Genomic DNA, 16,571 nt, shown 5'->3' with positions numbered 1-16,571 from the left:
CCCTGCGCAAGCGCCCACACCGGCACGAATCCCCTGAGGTCCTAAGGGCCATATGTTACGAAAGAGTTCGAACAGTCACGAGAAGCAACTATGAAATCATCGTGAAGTCTTGAATTAGCATTTGATTAGGCTTGCCATGTGGAGTATGTTCTCTTTTATTTTACCAAGGAGGTATGTCCAATGAAAAAGATGATAACTGCGGCGGCCGTGAGCTTCGCCGTCATGAGTTTTGTCACCGGCGCGCTTGCAGCCGAGCCCGTTAACATGGTTGATGATGCCTTGAAGCAATCGGCTGTGGCTGTCGACAAAGCTGTCAAACAAGAGGCCGCTTTGAAAGCGAAGGCTGCAGACAAGAAGGCCGAGATCAAGGCAAAGGCCGGCGATAAAAAGGCCCAGCTCAAGGCGAAGGTTTCGAACAAGAAAGCAGAGCTGAAGGCTCAGGCCGCAGACAAGAAAGCAGAGCTCAAAGCTGAGGCTGTCGATAAGAAAGCAGAACTGAAGGCTGAGGCTGCAAAGAAAAAGGATGCCGCCAATACCAAAAAGGAAAAGGCCAAAGAGCTAGTGTCTGGCGCCAAGGAGAAGGCCGGTGGGGTCGCCAGTGACGCAAAGGCGACCAAGGATTCCATGACGAGTGTGGTAAAGGAAGTTCAGTAACGACAGACGGAGTTGTTGCCGGATAAACTCCTCGGCATCGGTTCTGGCGCCATCGGTCCTGACCAGAGCCGACGAGGTGGTCGCGTACGTTCTGCCGCCACCTCAGCTTCTCTTAGGCAGTTCAACCAGAAGGCGAGGTCTCATCAAATAGCGATGAGGTCTCGCCTTTTTGAGTGCCGGCATCGAAGAGCGCCGGCCTGAAGCGAAGGGTTTTTCAAAGCCGGGATCGTCGTCATGAAGAGGGTCACGACCCGGGATCTCCGAAAGTGTCAGTAGCTAGCGCGACCCCGCGATTATAGTGTTGACAAAGAGAGAATTTCCCACTATAAAGCCAAACACGACAATAATAGTCCTTTTGGTCCGCTTTGGATGGACGGGGCAGCTTCAAGGGCAGATGTTTCCCGGTGGGGTCTCTTGCCGACCACATGAGGGAAGAGACCATGCCCAGGACCGCCTCGTCGTCTGCCGGCGTTAGCCGAATCGTTGTAATCCCCTTATAGAAAGAAAGGAGTCAGGAATGAAGAAATTTGTCTGTACCATCTGTGGTTATGTTCACGAGGGAGACGCACCCCCAGCACAGTGTCCGCAGTGCAAGGCCCCGGCGGAAAAGTTCATTGTCCAAGAGGAAGGCGCTCTGAGCTGGGCTGACGAGCACAAAATAGGCGTGGCACAGGGTATTGATGAGGAGATCATCGAAGGCCTGAAGAGAAACTTCATGGGCGAATGCACCGAAGTCGGCATGTACCTGGCGATGAGCCGTCAGGCCGACCGGGAAGGATATCCCGAAGTAGCCGAAGCGTACAAACGGATCGCGTTCGAGGAAGCTGAACATGCCGCCAAGTTCGCAGAGTTGTTAGGCGAAGTGGTAAAAGCTGACACCAGGACCAACCTCACCGTGCGTGTCGAAGCGGAAAACGGAGCATGCAAAGGCAAGAAGGACTTGGCGACCAAGGCGAAGCAACTGAATTACGATGCCATTCATGACACCGTCCATGAGATGTGCAAGGATGAAGCCCGCCACGGACAGGTTTTCGCCGGCTTGTTGAAACGATACTTCTAATCGAGCCGGGCCTGACGATAGTCAATCTTAAAGAGCCGGCCTCGCTAACGAGGTCGGCTCTTTGGCGTTTTTGAGAACCGCAGGTCCCTGTGTCCTGCCCGGCCGCCTGATACCGAGTTTCTTCATCCTGAAGGCGAGCGTGCTCGGGTTCAGGCCCAGCTGATCTGCTGCATTGCCTTTGCCCTTCACCCTCCAGCTGCAAAGATCAAGGATCTGAAGGATGTGGAGGCGTTCCATCTCCTCGAGACTTTTCCCGACTGTCTTAGAGGGCGCTTCCACCGGCTGCGGACAGAATGATTCATCCAACGAAAGTGTCTGGCCCTGCATCAGGATGACCGCCCTCTCCAGGACATTTTCCAGTTCCCGTATATTGCCCGGCCACCGGTATGACAGTAGCGAATCCATGACACTTTTAGGGACGGTCTTGATGGTTTTCTTTGATTTCGCCTGCATCTTCATGAGGAAGTACCAGACAAGCAGGGGAATATCATCTTTTCGTGAGCGCAGTGGTGGCAGTTCGATGGGAAAAACGCTGAGCCTGAAGTAGAGATCCGATCGGAATCTCCCCTCCTCCACCTCGAACTTAAGGTCACGGTTGGTAGCTGCGACAACCCGCACGTCGATCTTCTGGGTTGTCGAAGAACCGACCCGCTCGAATTCGCCTTCCTGCAGCACCCTGAGCAGCTTTGCCTGAAGTTCCAGAGGCATTTCCCCGATCTCGTCGAGGAAGATCGTGCCGCCATCGGCCAGTTCAAAGCGTCCGATTTTCTTCGCGTGCGCCCCGGTGAAAGCCCCCTTCTCGTGCCCGAAGAGTTCGCTTTCGATCAAGTTGGCCGGCAGCGTTGCACAGTTCACCCGGACCATGGCACGGTTCTTACGCAAGCTCCGGTTATGGATGGCGCGGGCAACAAGCTCCTTCCCCGTGCCGGTTTCTCCCAGGATCAGCACTGTCGCATCGGTAACCGCGACTTGCGAAACCTTATCGAGGACCTTCTTCAGGGCCTCGCTCCTGCCGACGATCTCATCGAAGCCTTTGGTATCGGAAACCTCTTCCCGCAAGTAACTGTTTTCGGCCTGCAACCGGTCCTTGAGCAGGGCGACTTCGCCCAGGGCCTGGTGGAGATTTTCCTCGGTTTGCCGCCTGATCGAGACCTCCTGGCGCAGCCCCTCAAGAAGTCGTGCATTTTCCAGGGCGACCGCGGCCTGGGCCGAGATGACCTGAATGGCTTTCAGGCGTTCCCCGTTGAAGGCGTCACGACTCCGATTGTTCTCCAGGTAAAGAAAGGCAACAGGTTTCCCGCTGTAGAGAACAGGCGCACAGAGGATGGATTTGGGCCTCTCCCGCAGGACATAGGGCGTATTCCCGAACCGTTCATCCTTGGCGGCATCGCCGATCACGATCGCCTCAAGCGAGCGGCAGACCTGGCGGACGATGCTGTGGGAGAGGTCGTGATTCGCCGAGATCTGGTCCTTCTGGAGCACGCTGATCCCCTCGTCGTCAACCGAGCCGGCAGCATCGAGCAGGAACCGGCCGTCTTCGCTGCGAAGGAGGAAACCGCGCTGGGCGCCGGCGTTCTGAAGGAGGATCTCCATGAATCTAGCCAACAGCTTCTGCAGATCCAACTCCTGGGAAAGTGCAGCCGCGGCACGTTCAATGCTCGATATGTCCAGTGATTCAGCCCTCTTGCTTCCTTCATGCTGCGGGCGGCTTGTCAGGGCGATCACGGTCGAAAGAGAGGTTTGCTGTGACAGGTATTTACGATAACGATCGTAGAGTTGATCGAGCTTTCCCCACGAACCCCAGCGGCCGTATGCCGAGATGGCAGCATGCAGGTACATGGTGGCAATCTGTTCACGTCCCAGCTCTAAATAAAATTCCGCCGCCAGTTCGTTGGCAAGCGCCTCTTCGTGAATATAGTGGTTCTCCCGCGCTCCTGCTATGGCGTTGTCGAAATACTCCATGGCAAGAAGGGGCTCACACGACATCCGCAATCTCTGCGCTTCCACCAGGTGGAATTTGTGCTGGTTATTGACCGGACAGGCACGGGCTTTAAGACGGAGCCGCTCCCGGCGCAAGGCAATGATGCCGAAGAGGTGGTCTTTTTCCTGACCGCTGGCGCCCGGAAGAGCGTCCAAGAGACTCAGACAGATGTAAAAATCAGCGGGGAGCAGAGCTGTCGCGCCTCCCAGGTGCAGTTCATTTGCGCGCAAAGAGGCTTCCAGGGCCGAGGTCGTTTGCCGGTAGATGAAGAGGGCCATCATTTCGTGACAGGCGGATATTTCCTGTACCGTCTGGTCGGCACTCACATGCCAGGTCTGCAATGAATCCGGCAGAGAACGCAATTCCATCCGGGATTGATACGATGCATCCACGCCATTTTTGAGGGACCGGCACACCTGCTCCAGACGCAACAATCCCAGGGCGATCCTTTCCATCCCGATGCGCTGGTTCTTTTCGTGATATTCCTGGACCAGGCTTTCCAGCCGCGACAATTCCATGCCGGAATGAAGGGCTGTTTCACAGCAGTAATAGGAAGAGATACTGGCAGTCATCAGGTCGCCGCTTTCGAGACCGACCCGATAGGACTCTATAAAGTCGGTGACAAGAGAGTCCAGGTGCAGGCGCCAGCAATTGATATCCACCGTTAACAGAAAGCTGCGGAAGGACAAAAGGCGGGGCGTAGCGGTGTTGCTCTGCAGTTCAGAACCGCGATCGGCAATTTTGAATCCGTTGGCATAATCGTCCAGCAGGTAGCAGAGCATTCCACCGGCCATGACATAGGCAAGAGACGCCTCCGGACAACTGGGGTACAACAGGGCAAGGTTGAAGAGCTTGTGGCTGATGATCAGGTAGAGTCGATGATTCACCGTCCCGGCGGTGATGGCGGCCCGCGTCAACAGCCTCATTGCCGCGGCATATTCGGCATCCGCTGCTGTGTCCGTTTCCATCAAAGGCTTGGAGAGGGCTGAATCGACAGCCCTTTTGGTGGCGGCAATCGCCGCATTGACCTCTTGCTGCGAGGGGTCTGCCGGTATCTCGACCCCAAGGAGTTTCACGACCTCCAAGGTTATCCTGAAGGCTTCCGCCTCCTGCAACTTCGCATGGTTGATCGCGATCAGGGTTTCAAAGGCGGGTATTTTGTCGAGCAGATTGTGGGCGTTGGCGATGACCAGGCGGACAAAACGGTCGGCTTCACGGAAGTTCGCTGTCAGAAACGCCGCCTCGGCAGCTTCGGTATGGATGGCCAGCGCCAGTTCGTAGTCCGCGCTCCACGCGCTATCGGCAAGGAGGGTCAGCCCACTGGTAAAATAGTGATAAGCGGCGGGGAACGCTGCCGCTGATTTCGCTATCCGCCCCGCCGTCAGATTCAGCCGTGCGGTCTTTTTCCGTTCGACAGGGTCCTTGATCAACACCAGGGCCTGATTCAGATGGTCAAGAACGGTGAATATTCTTGGCTCCGCCAGGTTTTTTCCCTCGCGTTCGGCGATGAACCTCCCTATGCGCAGATGCGTTGCCGCGCGTTCCGACTCCGGACTCAGCGAGTACATGCACTCCTGCAGGCGATCGTGCTCAAACTGGTAACCATTCTCGTTCTTCAGCAGTATCCTGACATTGCATGCCTCGATAAGATCAGCTTCTACTTTTTCACGGGTTGATGAGCAGACCGCCGCCAGAATTTCAGTATCAATCGGCCGCCCCAAGGCCGCAGCCATTGAAACAGTGTGACGAATCCTCTCCGAGATCATGCTGATTTTACGCAGAGTCAGGTCAATCACGTTCTCGGTCGTTTCATGACCGGCGATTTTCTGCAGATCCCATCCCCATGAACTATCCTCTTTCAACTGCAGAAGCCCTCTTTCATGGATGTTTGTCAGAAACGCCTTGACATAGAACGCGTTACCCCCGGTTTTCTGGAAGACGAGATCGGCAAGCGGGGCGACATTCTTCACCTTCATCCGCAGGGACTCGGCGACGAACTGCCGTATGTTCTGCAATTCCAGCGGCGCCAGGTTCAAGGTTTCATAAGGAACATGCCTTTCATCGACCCTTCTCATCGACAACATCAAGGGGTGGCGTTGGTTCACCTCGCTGCTCCGGTACGCACCGAGGAGGAGGAAGTTTTCTATCCCTTTTTCCAGCACACCTTCAATCAGCTCAAGACTTGACTGGTCAGCCCAGTGCAGATCGTCAAGAAAAAGGACCAGGGGATGTCCTTCTGTCGTCAAGGCTTTCAGGGTGAGGATAAAGCAGAGCAGAAACCGGTTCCTCGATTCGATGGCGTCAAGCTCGACAATCGGCGGGATCTCGTCGAAGATCTCCCTCATCTCCGGGACCACCTCGACGATGACACCGAGGTTTTGACCGAGGGAACTTTCAAGCTTTGCCCGGAATCGCGTCTCCAACTCCTTTTCATCAGACATGACCCGGCGCCAGAGGTCGAGGAGCGCCTCACGGATCCCGCTGTAAGGTGTTTCGCGCTCGAGGGCGTCATATTTCCCGGCGATAAACCAGCCTTGCTGCGCGAAAACGTTTTTCCTGAGTTCATTTACCAGGGTCGTTTTCCCGACACCAGGATAGCCTGCCACCATGACGACCTGTTGCTTTCCCCGGGCTGCTTCGGCAAAACAATGGAGAAGCTTCTTGATTTCCAGTTCTCTGCCGTAGAACCTTTGATGCAACTCGAACCGTGAGGGCGGATCGTTTTCAGCCAGGTCGAATTGCCGGATTGTACCGGTCGACTCCAGGTCGCGAAGGCACCTCTCGATGTCCCGCTGCAAGCCATGGCCCCCCTGGTAGCGGTCCTCCGCCGACTTCGCCATCAATTTGAGGATTATCCTGGCGACCGTCGGCGGTATGGCAGGGTTCACCTCGCTTGCGGCCGGCGGTTGTTTTGCCACATGGGCGTGAACCAGTTCCAGGGGATCCTCCGATACGAAGGGAAGCCGTCCGGTAACGATCTGGAAAAGAGTCACGCCGAGGGAGTAGAAGTCTGTCCGATAATCGACCAGCTGGTTGGTTCGACCGGAGAGTTCCGGAGACATGTAGGCGGGAGACGTTTCCAGCATTCTGGCGTACTGTACCCGCTGAACCGTTCGGGGAACCTGTGTAGCGGCTCCCAAGCCGTGCAGGCGGATTTCCGCGGTTTCACAGTTCACCAGGATGTTGCCGGGCTGAATGTCCCGGTGGAGGTAGCCGGCCTTATGCATGGCGGCCAACGTATTGGCAAGACTGATGGCGACCTTCAAGGCCAGTGGGAGTCCCAGTGCCCCCTGGCGGAGTATGCCGTCCAGCGGTTCGTATCCTGAATCCTCCAGGACAAGGGTTGAATGGGCATTGCGCTCCAGCAGGTCGAGCGGACGGATAAGGCCTTTGAGCTGAAGCTGCTGGCAGACCTCGTACTCCCGGCGCAATCGTCTGCACGAAATGCTGAAATCAGTGCCCGGTTTCATTTCCTTCAGGATGACCGGTTCCCCATCCGGAGTCGATGATTTGTAGAGGATGTGAAATTCACCGCTACCTATTTCATTTTTTTCGCTGATCCATCCCATGGCAAATCACCCTTCTGTAGCTTGTCCTTTAAATCAGCGGAACTATATCCCCCAAAAAGGTTGTGCCTTTCCCCCCCTTTGACAAAGGGGGGAAGGGGGGATTTGGTTTGTTTGAGCTGGCAAAATCCCCCTCGATCCCCCTTTTTCAAAGGGGGAGGGTCCTATGGTGTTGCAGTACCTTTGTTTTGGACATAGCTCCGTAAATCAGCACCCATTAACTTTGTTGGACAATATTGCATAAGTAAAATCTAAAGACAATATATTGTCCCCCTGTTCCTGCTTTGTTCCGGAAATAGTATCAGGTCCAATATGCTGTCCCCGACTCTAAGCCCGGCACATTAATCCAGGGCGGGCAAAATTAATCCCTCCCCAGCCATACGGCCAAGGAGGGATTAACATACGGTATCTACCTATGGAGAATCATCAATCTACTACTCCCCCATCTGAGCGACGACTTCCTTGATCGAGTCTTCCAGACCGTTCAGGAACCACTCGAAGTCCTCACGGGTAGCGGTGTAATTCGGATATGCGCGACAGATGGTTTCGTCATTGATAGAGAACATGGTGTGAACCCTGTGCTTGCCGGACAGGGTTGCGCAGATCGGAATCGTGTAGTGTTCTCCTTTGGAGTTGGCGCCGTACTTGACGCCGATCATGTAACCCCTGCCACGGATCTCCTTGATGACATTCGGGTACTTCTCTCTCAGCTGGTTCAGCCTGCCGTGGAGATACGCACCTTCCGTACGGATATGTTCGGCGACATTGTTTTCGATCATGAACTGGAGCGAGGAAAGCGCCACGGCGCCGCTGATCTGGTTGTCCTGATAGGTTGCGGTGTGATGGAAGCAGGACTCATTCGAGCCGTAGGCCGCCATATAGAGTTCTTCAGTTGCCTGGCAGCCGCCGACCGGCAAGATACCGTCGGAAATGCCCTTTGCAAAGGTAAATGCATCCGGGGTGAAGTTGCCGTAGTACTGCCACGCCCAGATATGACCGGTCCGGCAGCTACCTGCCTGGACTTCGTCCAGGACCATGTATGCATCATATTTGTCGCACAGCTTGCGTACTGTCGGGAAGTAATCTTCCGGCGGTACAACGATGCCGCCTTCGCCCTGTATGGTTTCAGCAACGAAAGCGATGACGTCGCCCTTTGCCAGTTCTGCTTCAACCGCGGCAAGATCACCGTAAGGGACCCAGGCGTAACCCGGAAGATCCTCTCCCTGCCACTGGCGCCATTTCGGCTTGCCGGCGAGGTTGACAGTTGCGGAAGATTTCCCGTGGAAGGCGTTGGTGGTCCCCAGCATCCTGGTTTTGCCTTTTTTCGTCCTGGCGGCGGCAATCTTAACCATTTTCAGCATGGTTTCGTTGGCTTCCATGCCACCGCCGCCGCAGATTACCGTGCGGGTCAGTTCCGGGGTAACCAGGGCCATGTTGTGGGAGAAGGCAGCAGTTGTCTGATGGATCAAGAGCGGATCCATTGTCAGCGGCTTGGAATCGAGATACTTTTTGATGTTGCCGGTGATGAAGGGGTTGTTGATGCCGAGGCAGTAAACGCCAACCGAACCTACGAAGTCCAGGTGCTTGTTGCCCTCGGTATCCCACATGTAGGAACCTTCTGCTTTTGCGATAACGCCGGAAGCGTTCAACTGCATGGCCAACTCTGTCCTGTACTTGTTGTTGTGCTTGAGCTGCAGTGCGGTTGCTGTTTCCTTGTCCAATGCCATCGCATCTTCAAGCGTGAGAAAACCGGGATACGTCTTTTTCACCTCTGTAAATGCCATCGTAATTCCCTCCCTTTAATTTCACTGCCGACGTTGCGCCAGATCAGTGTGTAGTAAATAAACAAGGAACGATTTCAATTTCCCTCTTTTCGGCCGTTCACCCTGATCAGCACTCTTGTAGTACTCAACATTTGTGCCAACTTACCCCTTGCCACAAGAGTCGCGGCTAACCGTCCAATATGGCGAACTATTGCCGGCCAACCGGTAACGAAGCAGGTGCGGGCGCAGCCTCCGCGGGGTCAACATATCGCACCTACCGGCACCCGAAGGTGCAACATGTTCGACATTGACAGGGAAGCCCGGCGGCTACCGACCGCCGGCACGCGCACGAGAAGTCCGCCCGCCGATCCTCCATGCAGGCAACCTCTCGGGCCGCCGCAAGTCCCGCCTTTTCACCGCAATGAAAGGCACAGGTCCAGATCCAGCCGTCGGGAAGCTCCCCGACCGCAACGGCATACAGAGCCTGCCGTTGCGGTCGGGAGGATTACCCGCACATGACAGACTCCCCAAAAGACAACATTTCCCACCTTCGACCCGGCCCGCAATAACCACGTAACGACCTGCAATTAAACAAGAAAGACAGGTTCACGGACAAAGCACGCCCCAGCGGGGACAATATTTGACCCCTTCACCCGGTAAGTTCGCGGCATCGCGTATACGCAAGGTGCAATATATTGCGACTTTCGGCGGTGGGGATTCGCATGCGCTCCGGCAAAAGCAGTTACCAGGGGGAGCCTAATGAGGATTTTCGTAAAAATTTATAACAATATCAGCTAGTTGCAACGATCAATCATCGATTCAACAGGGGCTTTGGCATGCTAAGTGCTTTTCGGTAGCACCAACATTCAGGAAGGCACTTGTAGAACAAAGAATCCAGAGAGAGCTTGAAGCCTGGTACCCAAGACAATGATTTCGTGTTTTTCTCCGAAGTTCTCCGTATCTCCGTGGCAAATGGTTTCAAGGGCGATGATCGGGAATGAATCTAAGAATAGAAACACAACAGGCAGGGGAAGAGGCCACCATCCTGATCAGCGGCGATCTTGCAGGACGCGGAGTCGCCGAACTGGAGGGGTTCTGTCGGAAGACAGACGGACCGATCTCCTTGGATCTGGACAATCTTCGATTGATAGAGACGGACGGCGTGGAATTGATTCGTGAACTACTCTCTCAAGGTGTGAAGCTTTTGCGGGTCAGCCCATACCATAAGCTTCTTCTTGGGATTGGCGACGACTGATTCAACGAGACCGAGTCATCAAAGTAGATAAACCTTTGCCGTACAGAAGGAAAAGGAGAAAGACAGCTATGGGAGATCAGGCATCGGTAGAGGATTATGGCTACAAGCAGGAATTGAGACGTTCCCTGGGCGTCAGAGACCTGGTCATCTTCGGAATCGTCTTCATGTCGCCGGTCTCATGCATGACGCTGTTCGGGCTGATGGCGTCGAGTTCGCGGGGACATAACCTCCTCTCCTACGCCATCGGGTTTCTGGCGATGCTCTTCACCGCGTACAGCTACGGCAAGATGGTTGAGGCATTCCCGATAGCTGGCTCTGCCTACAGCTACACCCAAAGGGCGGTGAGTCCCAAGCTCGGCTTCATAGCCGGCTGGGTCATGCTGATGGATTACTTCCTGATCCCGATGCTCCTCTACGTGGTCAGTTCGATCTTCGCCCATGAGCTTATACCCGCAATACCTTTCTGGGGATGGATCCTGATCTACGTGATTCCCGTCTCCTTCATCAACATACGAGGGGTGGAAGTCGCGGCGAAGGTGAATTTTGTGGTGACCGCCCTGATGATCGCGGCCCTCTTGGCATTCGTCGTGGCGGCCGCCAAATACGCGATTACCGGCCACGGCGTCTCGCTCCTCTCCATGAAAGCCGTCTACAACCCGAAGACCTTCCAACTGCAGGCGGTCATCTCCGGGTCGGTCTTGGCCGTACTCTCCTATCTCGGGTTCGACGGCATAACCACGCTGTCAGAGGAGGTCCATGGATCGGGGAAGAAAATCAGCCTCGCCATTTTCATCGCCCTTGTCATCCAGACGGCCCTCTATTTCAGCATCGCGTATTTCGGAGCCATCGTGGCCCCCGACTTCACCGCCTTCAAGAACCCCGATACCGCCTTTTTTGAAATGGCATACACCGTCGGCGGCTCCGCGCTGCAGATCTTCATCACCCTGGTGATAATCATCTCCGGTGCTTCGACGGCCCTGGCCGGCCAGGCTGCAGCCAGCCGCCTGCTGTACGGCATGGGCAGGGACAGGATGATCCCCCGCGGAATCTTCGCCTATCTGCACCCCACCTACAAAACCCCGACCTACAACATCCTCTTCATGGGTGTCATAGGCATCTTTGGCGCACTCAATATCAGCTTCGCCAACCTTGCCGACATGGTCGCCTTCGGCGGGCTCTTCGGATTCATCTGTGTCAACCTCTCTGTCATAGCGCACTACTACATCAAAGGCAAAAGCGGCAACTTCGTCATGCATGTATTCGTTCCTCTGTCAGGCATGGCCATATGCGGTTACATCATCGCCGGCATGAGCAACCTGGCTAAGACAGTAGGTCTGAGCTGGATGGCGGTAGGGATCATGTACCTCCTCGTCCGGTCCGTGGTTTCAGAGGACTTCAAGCAAACCCTTGCAACCAACTCCTTGATCAATCCCGACGCGGTCCCGACCGAAGACTAGGCTTCCGGACCCCGAATTTCCGACAGGCCCGGTTTAATCACCCAAATTTCAACGGAGAAAAAAATGGCGCGAATTCTGAGGATCGATCTGGCAACAAGAGAGAGTTCATACGATGTTGTCCCGGCGGCATATGCCGATTTAGGCGGCCGGGCACTCTCCTCCGCGATCATTTTGGCCGAAGTCCCCCCCGCTGCCGATCCTCTCGGCCCGGACAATATCATCGTGCTCGCCCCAGGAATCCTGGCGGCCACCACATTTCCCAACAACGGCCGCCTTTCGGTAGGGGGCAAAAGCCCTTTGACCGGCACCATCAAGGAGGCCAACGCCGGAGGAGCCGCGGCGCAGAAGATCGCCCGCCTCGGGATCTCGGCAGTCGTGATCGAGGGGACCTCCAACGAGCCGGTGACGCTCAGGATAACGAACGACGGGGTGGAATTCGGGTCGGCGTCGTCCCTGTGGGGCATGGGAAATTTCGCCGCCGTCGGGGAACTGAGGGAACAGTACCCGGGCACCGCCCTCATCACCGTCGGCCCGGCAGGCGAAAAGGGGCTCAAGGCATCCGCGATCATCGTGACCACCCATGACTACCATCTGCGCGCGGCAGCCCGGGGCGGGTTGGGAGCGGTGCTCGGCACCAAAAAGGTGAAGGCGATAGTGATCGACGATACCGGCGGGCCGGGGGTCGTGGTCGCCGAACCCGAAAAGTTCAGGGATGCATCGAAGAAGGTAACGGACCTTATCCTCAACAACCCCCTTACCGGCGGCTTGCGGGCCTTCGGGACGCCGCTCCTCGTGGGGCTCATGAACGAGATGGGCGGGCTGGCGACCAGGAACTTCTCCCGCGGCAAGTTCGAGGGGGCGGAGAAGATCGGCGGCGAGGCCTTCGCGAAGGTGCTGGGGCAGAGAAAAAATGCCGCGGCGGCGCATGGATGCATGCGGGGATGCCTCGTCCAGTGCTCGCAGGTTTATACCGACGAACAGGGCGAGGTCATCACCTCCGGGCTGGAATTCGAGACCGTCGGCCTGGCCGGGAGCAACTGCGAAGTCGACGACCTGGACGCCATCGCCCGCTTCGATCGGGCCTGCGACGATCTCGGCCTCGACACCATCGACACAGGCGCTGCCATCGGCGTGGCGATGGAGGCGGGACGCATACCGTGGGGCGACGGCGCCAAGCTGGCAGAGGTCGTGGAGTCCATCTACCGGGACGAGCCTCTCGGGTTGCTGGTCGGCAACGGGTGCGCCGAGGCGGGGAGAGCCCTGGGCGTGAGCAGGGTCCCGACCGTCAAGGGGCAGGCCTTATCCGCCTACGATCCCCGGATACTCAAGGGGACGGGGGTAACCTACGCGACCTCCACCATGGGCGCCGACCACACCTGCGGCAACGCGCTTCCCAGCCCGGCAAACCCCGACTACGATCCGGCCGACCCGAAAGGGCAGCACGAGGTATCGGCTTTCCTGCAGTCCTATTTCGCAGCCATCGATTCTCTCGGGATGTGCCTCTTTGCTTCCCTGTCGTTACTGTCGGCCCCCGAACTCCAACAGCTCCTCGTGGACGCGGTCTCCGCCAAGCTAGGCAGGGAGCTTCCGCCGGGCTACGTCATGGAAATGGGCAGAAACGTCAGCTGCCAGGAGCGCAAATTCAACGAGCTGGCCGGGTTCGGCGCCAAGGACGACAGGCTTCCGGAATTTTTCACCAAGGAGGCCCTGGTTCCTGGCGGAACCGTATTCGACGTGTCGGACGAGGATCTGGACAGGGTTTACGCCCTGTAGATCCCGTAATCGTTTTTCCACCAACTGGGAACCAAGGAGGCCTCAAGTCATGCATGTCGCGACATCGAAGTCAGCAGGCATTGGAGATCAAGGCACAACGAATGGCCAGTGGTTGAAGGATCAGATGAATCCGTACTTTTTCGTCGCCATGGCGGACGAGCCCGAGGCAATGGGCGTCCTCACCCGCGATCTCGGCCTCCTTCGCCGCAACCGTCGCATCATCCTGGCAGACAGGGAGAAGGCCCTGATCATGGCGATGGTAAACCAGCCGGGGACCTTGTACGACACGCTGCGCAGTATCTCGGAGAAGGAAACCTCCTATGCCATGTTCGCCCACTCCGAGGGGCCTCTGCCGGGGCTCGATCAGACGCTGGAAATCCAGCGCTTCGAGTTCGACCGGAAGAGCAACCAGGAAATCAAGGACGGGGCCGAAGCCCTGATCCCCGCCGGGGTGCGGCGGCTGGTCCTGAAGGAGTTGAAGGCCCATCATCACGATTTCGACCTGAAGAGTTTCGACCGCCTGCTGCGCATACTATGGCTCAACAACGAGCGCTATGTCACGGTCTCGCCTCCTGCGCGCGTCGCCCAGATCCTCTCCCTGTACCAGAAAGCGAACCTCCGCGGCGGCCTTTCCCTCGATGTCGAGCCGATCTCGGGGAAGAAGGAATCGCGAGTACTCTTTGCGGTGGCAAACCCGCCGCAAAAGGATTTCTTCCTCCAGATCATGGAGGTCTTCAAGCGTCTGGGTCTGGGGGTGAATCGTGCCTACTGCCTCACCGTCAGCAACGGCATCCACCCCTACTTTCTCGGGACCTTCTACGTGCGCCGTCTCGACGGAGCCTTGGCGGAGGCGGATCCGGAGCTTTTCTCCCTTCTGCAGCAGGAACTCTACAACATCCAGATCCTGGGGCCCCATTCCCAGACCTACAGGGAGTTCGTCGCCACCGGAACGATGAGCGGCATGGACGCATCGCTCGTGAACGCCTTCATCTCGTTCTGCCAGACCAACCTGGGGCACAACCAACCGGACCGCTTCGGCATGGACGACGTGCGGAGCGCCTTTTACAGTCATCCCGACATCAGCCTCCAGTTGGTGCAGCTGTTCCGGGCGCGCTTCGACCCTGCCGTCGCAAACCGCGCCGGCGTCTGGGACCGGCTCCTTGCCGACGCCCGCAAGGCCGTCGAGGGGTACAATACCGGCCACCGCCATCTTGACGAGGTCCGCCGGGACATTTTCCACTGCTGCCTCCTCTTTATCCGGCACACGCTGAAAACCAACTTCTTCGTGCTGGAAAAGGAGGCCCTCTCGTTCCGGCTCGATCCCGCCTACCTCGCTGAGCTGGGCATGACCTACACCGCCGACCTCCCCCAGGCCACACCATTCCGGATCACCTTCTTCTCCAGCCGCTTCGGCTTCGGCAACCACATCGGCTTCTCCGACATCGCCCGCGGTGGGTGGCGCACCGTCATCGCCCGGACCAAGGACGACTTCGTCACCAACGCGAATACCCTTTTCCGGGAGAATTTCGTCCTGGCGCACACCCAGCATCTGAAGAACAAGGACATCTACGAAGGCGGCTCCAAGATGGTACTGATCATGGACGCCTCCGACCTGACCGGCAGCCAGGAAAGGGAGCTGGAGACCTGGCGTCTTTACAAGCTCCAGTACGGCGTGATCAACGCCTTTCTCGACATTTTCGTGACCGAGAACGGGGTCGCCAGGCACCCCCAGGTGGTCGACTACTACCGCGAGGATGAACCGATCGAGTTGGGCCCGGACGAGAACATGCATGACGTCATGATAGAGGAGATCGCCCGCCTCTCTCGCAAACGCGGCTACATCCTCGGCATCGGCATCATGTCCAGCAAGGAAGTCGGCATCAACCACAAGGAGTACGGGGTGACCTCCGCCGGAGTGGTGAAATTCGCGGAAATCACCATGGCCGAATTCGGCATCGACATCCGCAAAGCCCCCTTCACCGTCAAATTCACCGGCGGCACCAACGGCGACGTGGCCGGCAACGCGATCCGTCTGCTGCTGGAGCGCTGCCCGCAGGTCTCCATCCGCCTCATCCTCGACGGCACCGCGGCTCTGTGCGACCCGGAGGGAGCAGACCACGACGAGTTGCGCCGCATCCTGCTCAAGGAGGACCTGCACGCCTTCGACCCGGCAGCCCTCCATCCGGGAGCGTTTCTGCTCTTCAGGACCGGCAGCAGGACCGAGGGCTTCAGGGAGCTCTATCGGAAAGTCAGCAGGAGCAGTGAAGGTCTCCGGGAAGAATGGATTTCCATCGACGACTTTTCCCGGGAATACAGCGGGCTGGTCTTCTCGGTTGCGGCGGATCTCTTCATTCCCGGCGGCGGGCGGCCCGAGACCATCGACTCGAATAACTGGGAGCGCTTCTTCCTGCCGGACGGGACCCCGTCGTCCAGGATAATCGTGGAGGGGGCCAACTCCTTCATCACCCCCGACGCCCGGATTCAGCTGCAGAAACGGGGCGTGATCATCCTTAGGGACGCGTCGGCCAACAAGTGCGGCGTCATCTCTTCCTCCTACGAGATCATCTCCAACCTCCTCTTTTCCGAGCAGGAGTTCCTGGCCGAGAAGGAACGGTATGTCAAAGACGTGCTGGAGATCCTGGAGACCGTGTCCGAGTACGAGGCGAAGCTGATCCTCAGGCGACGCCGGGAAAACCCGGCACTTCTTTGCACGGAAATCTCCGACGCAATCAGCACCGAAATCAACGGTCACTACAGCCGCCTCTTCAAGTTTTTCCAGGAGCGCCCCGAACTCTGCCTGCAGCCCTTCTACCGTCGCGCCATCGTCGGCCATCTTCCCGTCATGGTGCAGACAGACGCCCGCTACCGAAACCGGATCGGCAGGCTCCCCCGTAAGTACCTGTTCGCCATCCTGGCAGCGGAGCTCGGCTCCTCTATCGTGTACCGGGGGAACCAGGATACCGCCTTTGAAGACGAGGTCCGGCTGCATATCGCCCGCAATTTCCCGCCGGTGGCGCAGGGGATCTCCCATCACCTGCACCGGCAGCCTTTCTGAACCGTTG

Annotated in this window: 8 protein-coding genes; 6 read left to right on the top strand and 2 right to left on the bottom strand. The window is 57.2% G+C overall.

Going from position 1 to position 16,571, the window contains the following annotated elements; all coding sequences use genetic code 11:
* Positions 1 to 180: 180 nt before the first annotated feature.
* Both AC11W3_RS17025 and AC11W3_RS17020 read left to right on the top strand, forming a co-directional pair.
* The gene (locus AC11W3_RS17025) at positions 181 to 654 is read left to right on the top strand and encodes a hypothetical protein (RefSeq protein WP_484090634.1); all 474 of its coding nucleotides are present in this window, start codon (positions 181 to 183) and stop codon (positions 652 to 654) included.
* A gap of 517 nt (positions 655 to 1,171) precedes the next feature.
* Entirely contained in the window at positions 1,172 to 1,714 is a 543-nt protein-coding gene (locus AC11W3_RS17020; protein WP_484090635.1) for an NADH peroxidase, read from the top strand.
* Positions 1,715 to 1,741: 27 nt separating this feature from the next.
* Here AC11W3_RS17020 and AC11W3_RS17015 read toward each other — a convergent pair whose 3' ends face one another.
* On the bottom strand, positions 1,742 to 7,264 hold the full coding sequence (locus AC11W3_RS17015) for a sigma 54-interacting transcriptional regulator (RefSeq protein WP_484093410.1): 5,523 nt from the start codon (positions 7,262 to 7,264) through the stop codon (positions 1,742 to 1,744).
* 431 nt (positions 7,265 to 7,695) lie between these two features.
* Positions 7,696 to 9,045, bottom strand: a complete 1,350-nt coding sequence (locus tag AC11W3_RS17010) for an aspartate aminotransferase family protein (protein WP_484090637.1) — start codon at positions 9,043 to 9,045, stop codon at positions 7,696 to 7,698.
* A gap of 976 nt (positions 9,046 to 10,021) precedes the next feature.
* Here AC11W3_RS17010 and AC11W3_RS17005 point away from each other — a divergent pair.
* From AC11W3_RS17005 to AC11W3_RS16990, 4 genes are all read left to right on the top strand, one after another.
* Positions 10,022 to 10,279 carry a hypothetical protein gene (locus AC11W3_RS17005; protein WP_484090638.1) on the top strand — a complete coding sequence of 86 codons (258 nt, stop codon included), beginning with the start codon at positions 10,022 to 10,024 and terminating at the stop codon, positions 10,277 to 10,279.
* Positions 10,280 to 10,347: 68 nt separating this feature from the next.
* Positions 10,348 to 11,736 (top strand): APC family permease, encoded by a 1,389-nt coding sequence (locus AC11W3_RS17000; RefSeq protein ID WP_484093409.1) that lies wholly within the window; start codon positions 10,348 to 10,350, stop codon positions 11,734 to 11,736.
* Between the two features lie 63 nt (positions 11,737 to 11,799).
* Entirely contained in the window at positions 11,800 to 13,509 is a 1,710-nt protein-coding gene (locus AC11W3_RS16995; protein ID WP_484093408.1) for an aldehyde ferredoxin oxidoreductase family protein, read from the top strand.
* A gap of 49 nt (positions 13,510 to 13,558) precedes the next feature.
* The gene (locus tag AC11W3_RS16990; protein WP_484090641.1) at positions 13,559 to 16,564 is read left to right on the top strand and encodes an NAD-glutamate dehydrogenase domain-containing protein; all 3,006 of its coding nucleotides are present in this window, start codon (positions 13,559 to 13,561) and stop codon (positions 16,562 to 16,564) included.
* Positions 16,565 to 16,571: the final 7 nt, after the last annotated feature.

The organism is Geomonas sp., assembly GCF_056994735.1.
This window is presented reverse-complemented; position numbering and strand designations above follow the sequence as displayed.

What these genes read in the sequence shown, in the direction of transcription:
- AC11W3_RS17025 (WP_484090634.1), top strand. Translation starts at nt 181, where the DNA reads ATGAAAAAGATGATAACTGCGGCGGCCGTGAGCTTCGCCGTCATGAGT.
- AC11W3_RS17020 (WP_484090635.1), top strand. Translation starts at nt 1,172, where the DNA reads ATGAAGAAATTTGTCTGTACCATCTGTGGTTATGTTCACGAGGGAGAC.
- AC11W3_RS17015 (WP_484093410.1), bottom strand. Translation starts at nt 7,264, where the DNA reads ATGGGATGGATCAGCGAAAAAAATGAAATAGGTAGCGGTGAATTTCAC.
- AC11W3_RS17010 (WP_484090637.1), bottom strand. Translation starts at nt 9,045, where the DNA reads ATGGCATTTACAGAGGTGAAAAAGACGTATCCCGGTTTTCTCACGCTT.
- AC11W3_RS17005 (WP_484090638.1), top strand. Translation starts at nt 10,022, where the DNA reads ATGAATCTAAGAATAGAAACACAACAGGCAGGGGAAGAGGCCACCATC.
- AC11W3_RS17000 (WP_484093409.1), top strand. Translation starts at nt 10,348, where the DNA reads ATGGGAGATCAGGCATCGGTAGAGGATTATGGCTACAAGCAGGAATTG.
- AC11W3_RS16995 (WP_484093408.1), top strand. Translation starts at nt 11,800, where the DNA reads ATGGCGCGAATTCTGAGGATCGATCTGGCAACAAGAGAGAGTTCATAC.
- AC11W3_RS16990 (WP_484090641.1), top strand. Translation starts at nt 13,559, where the DNA reads ATGCATGTCGCGACATCGAAGTCAGCAGGCATTGGAGATCAAGGCACA.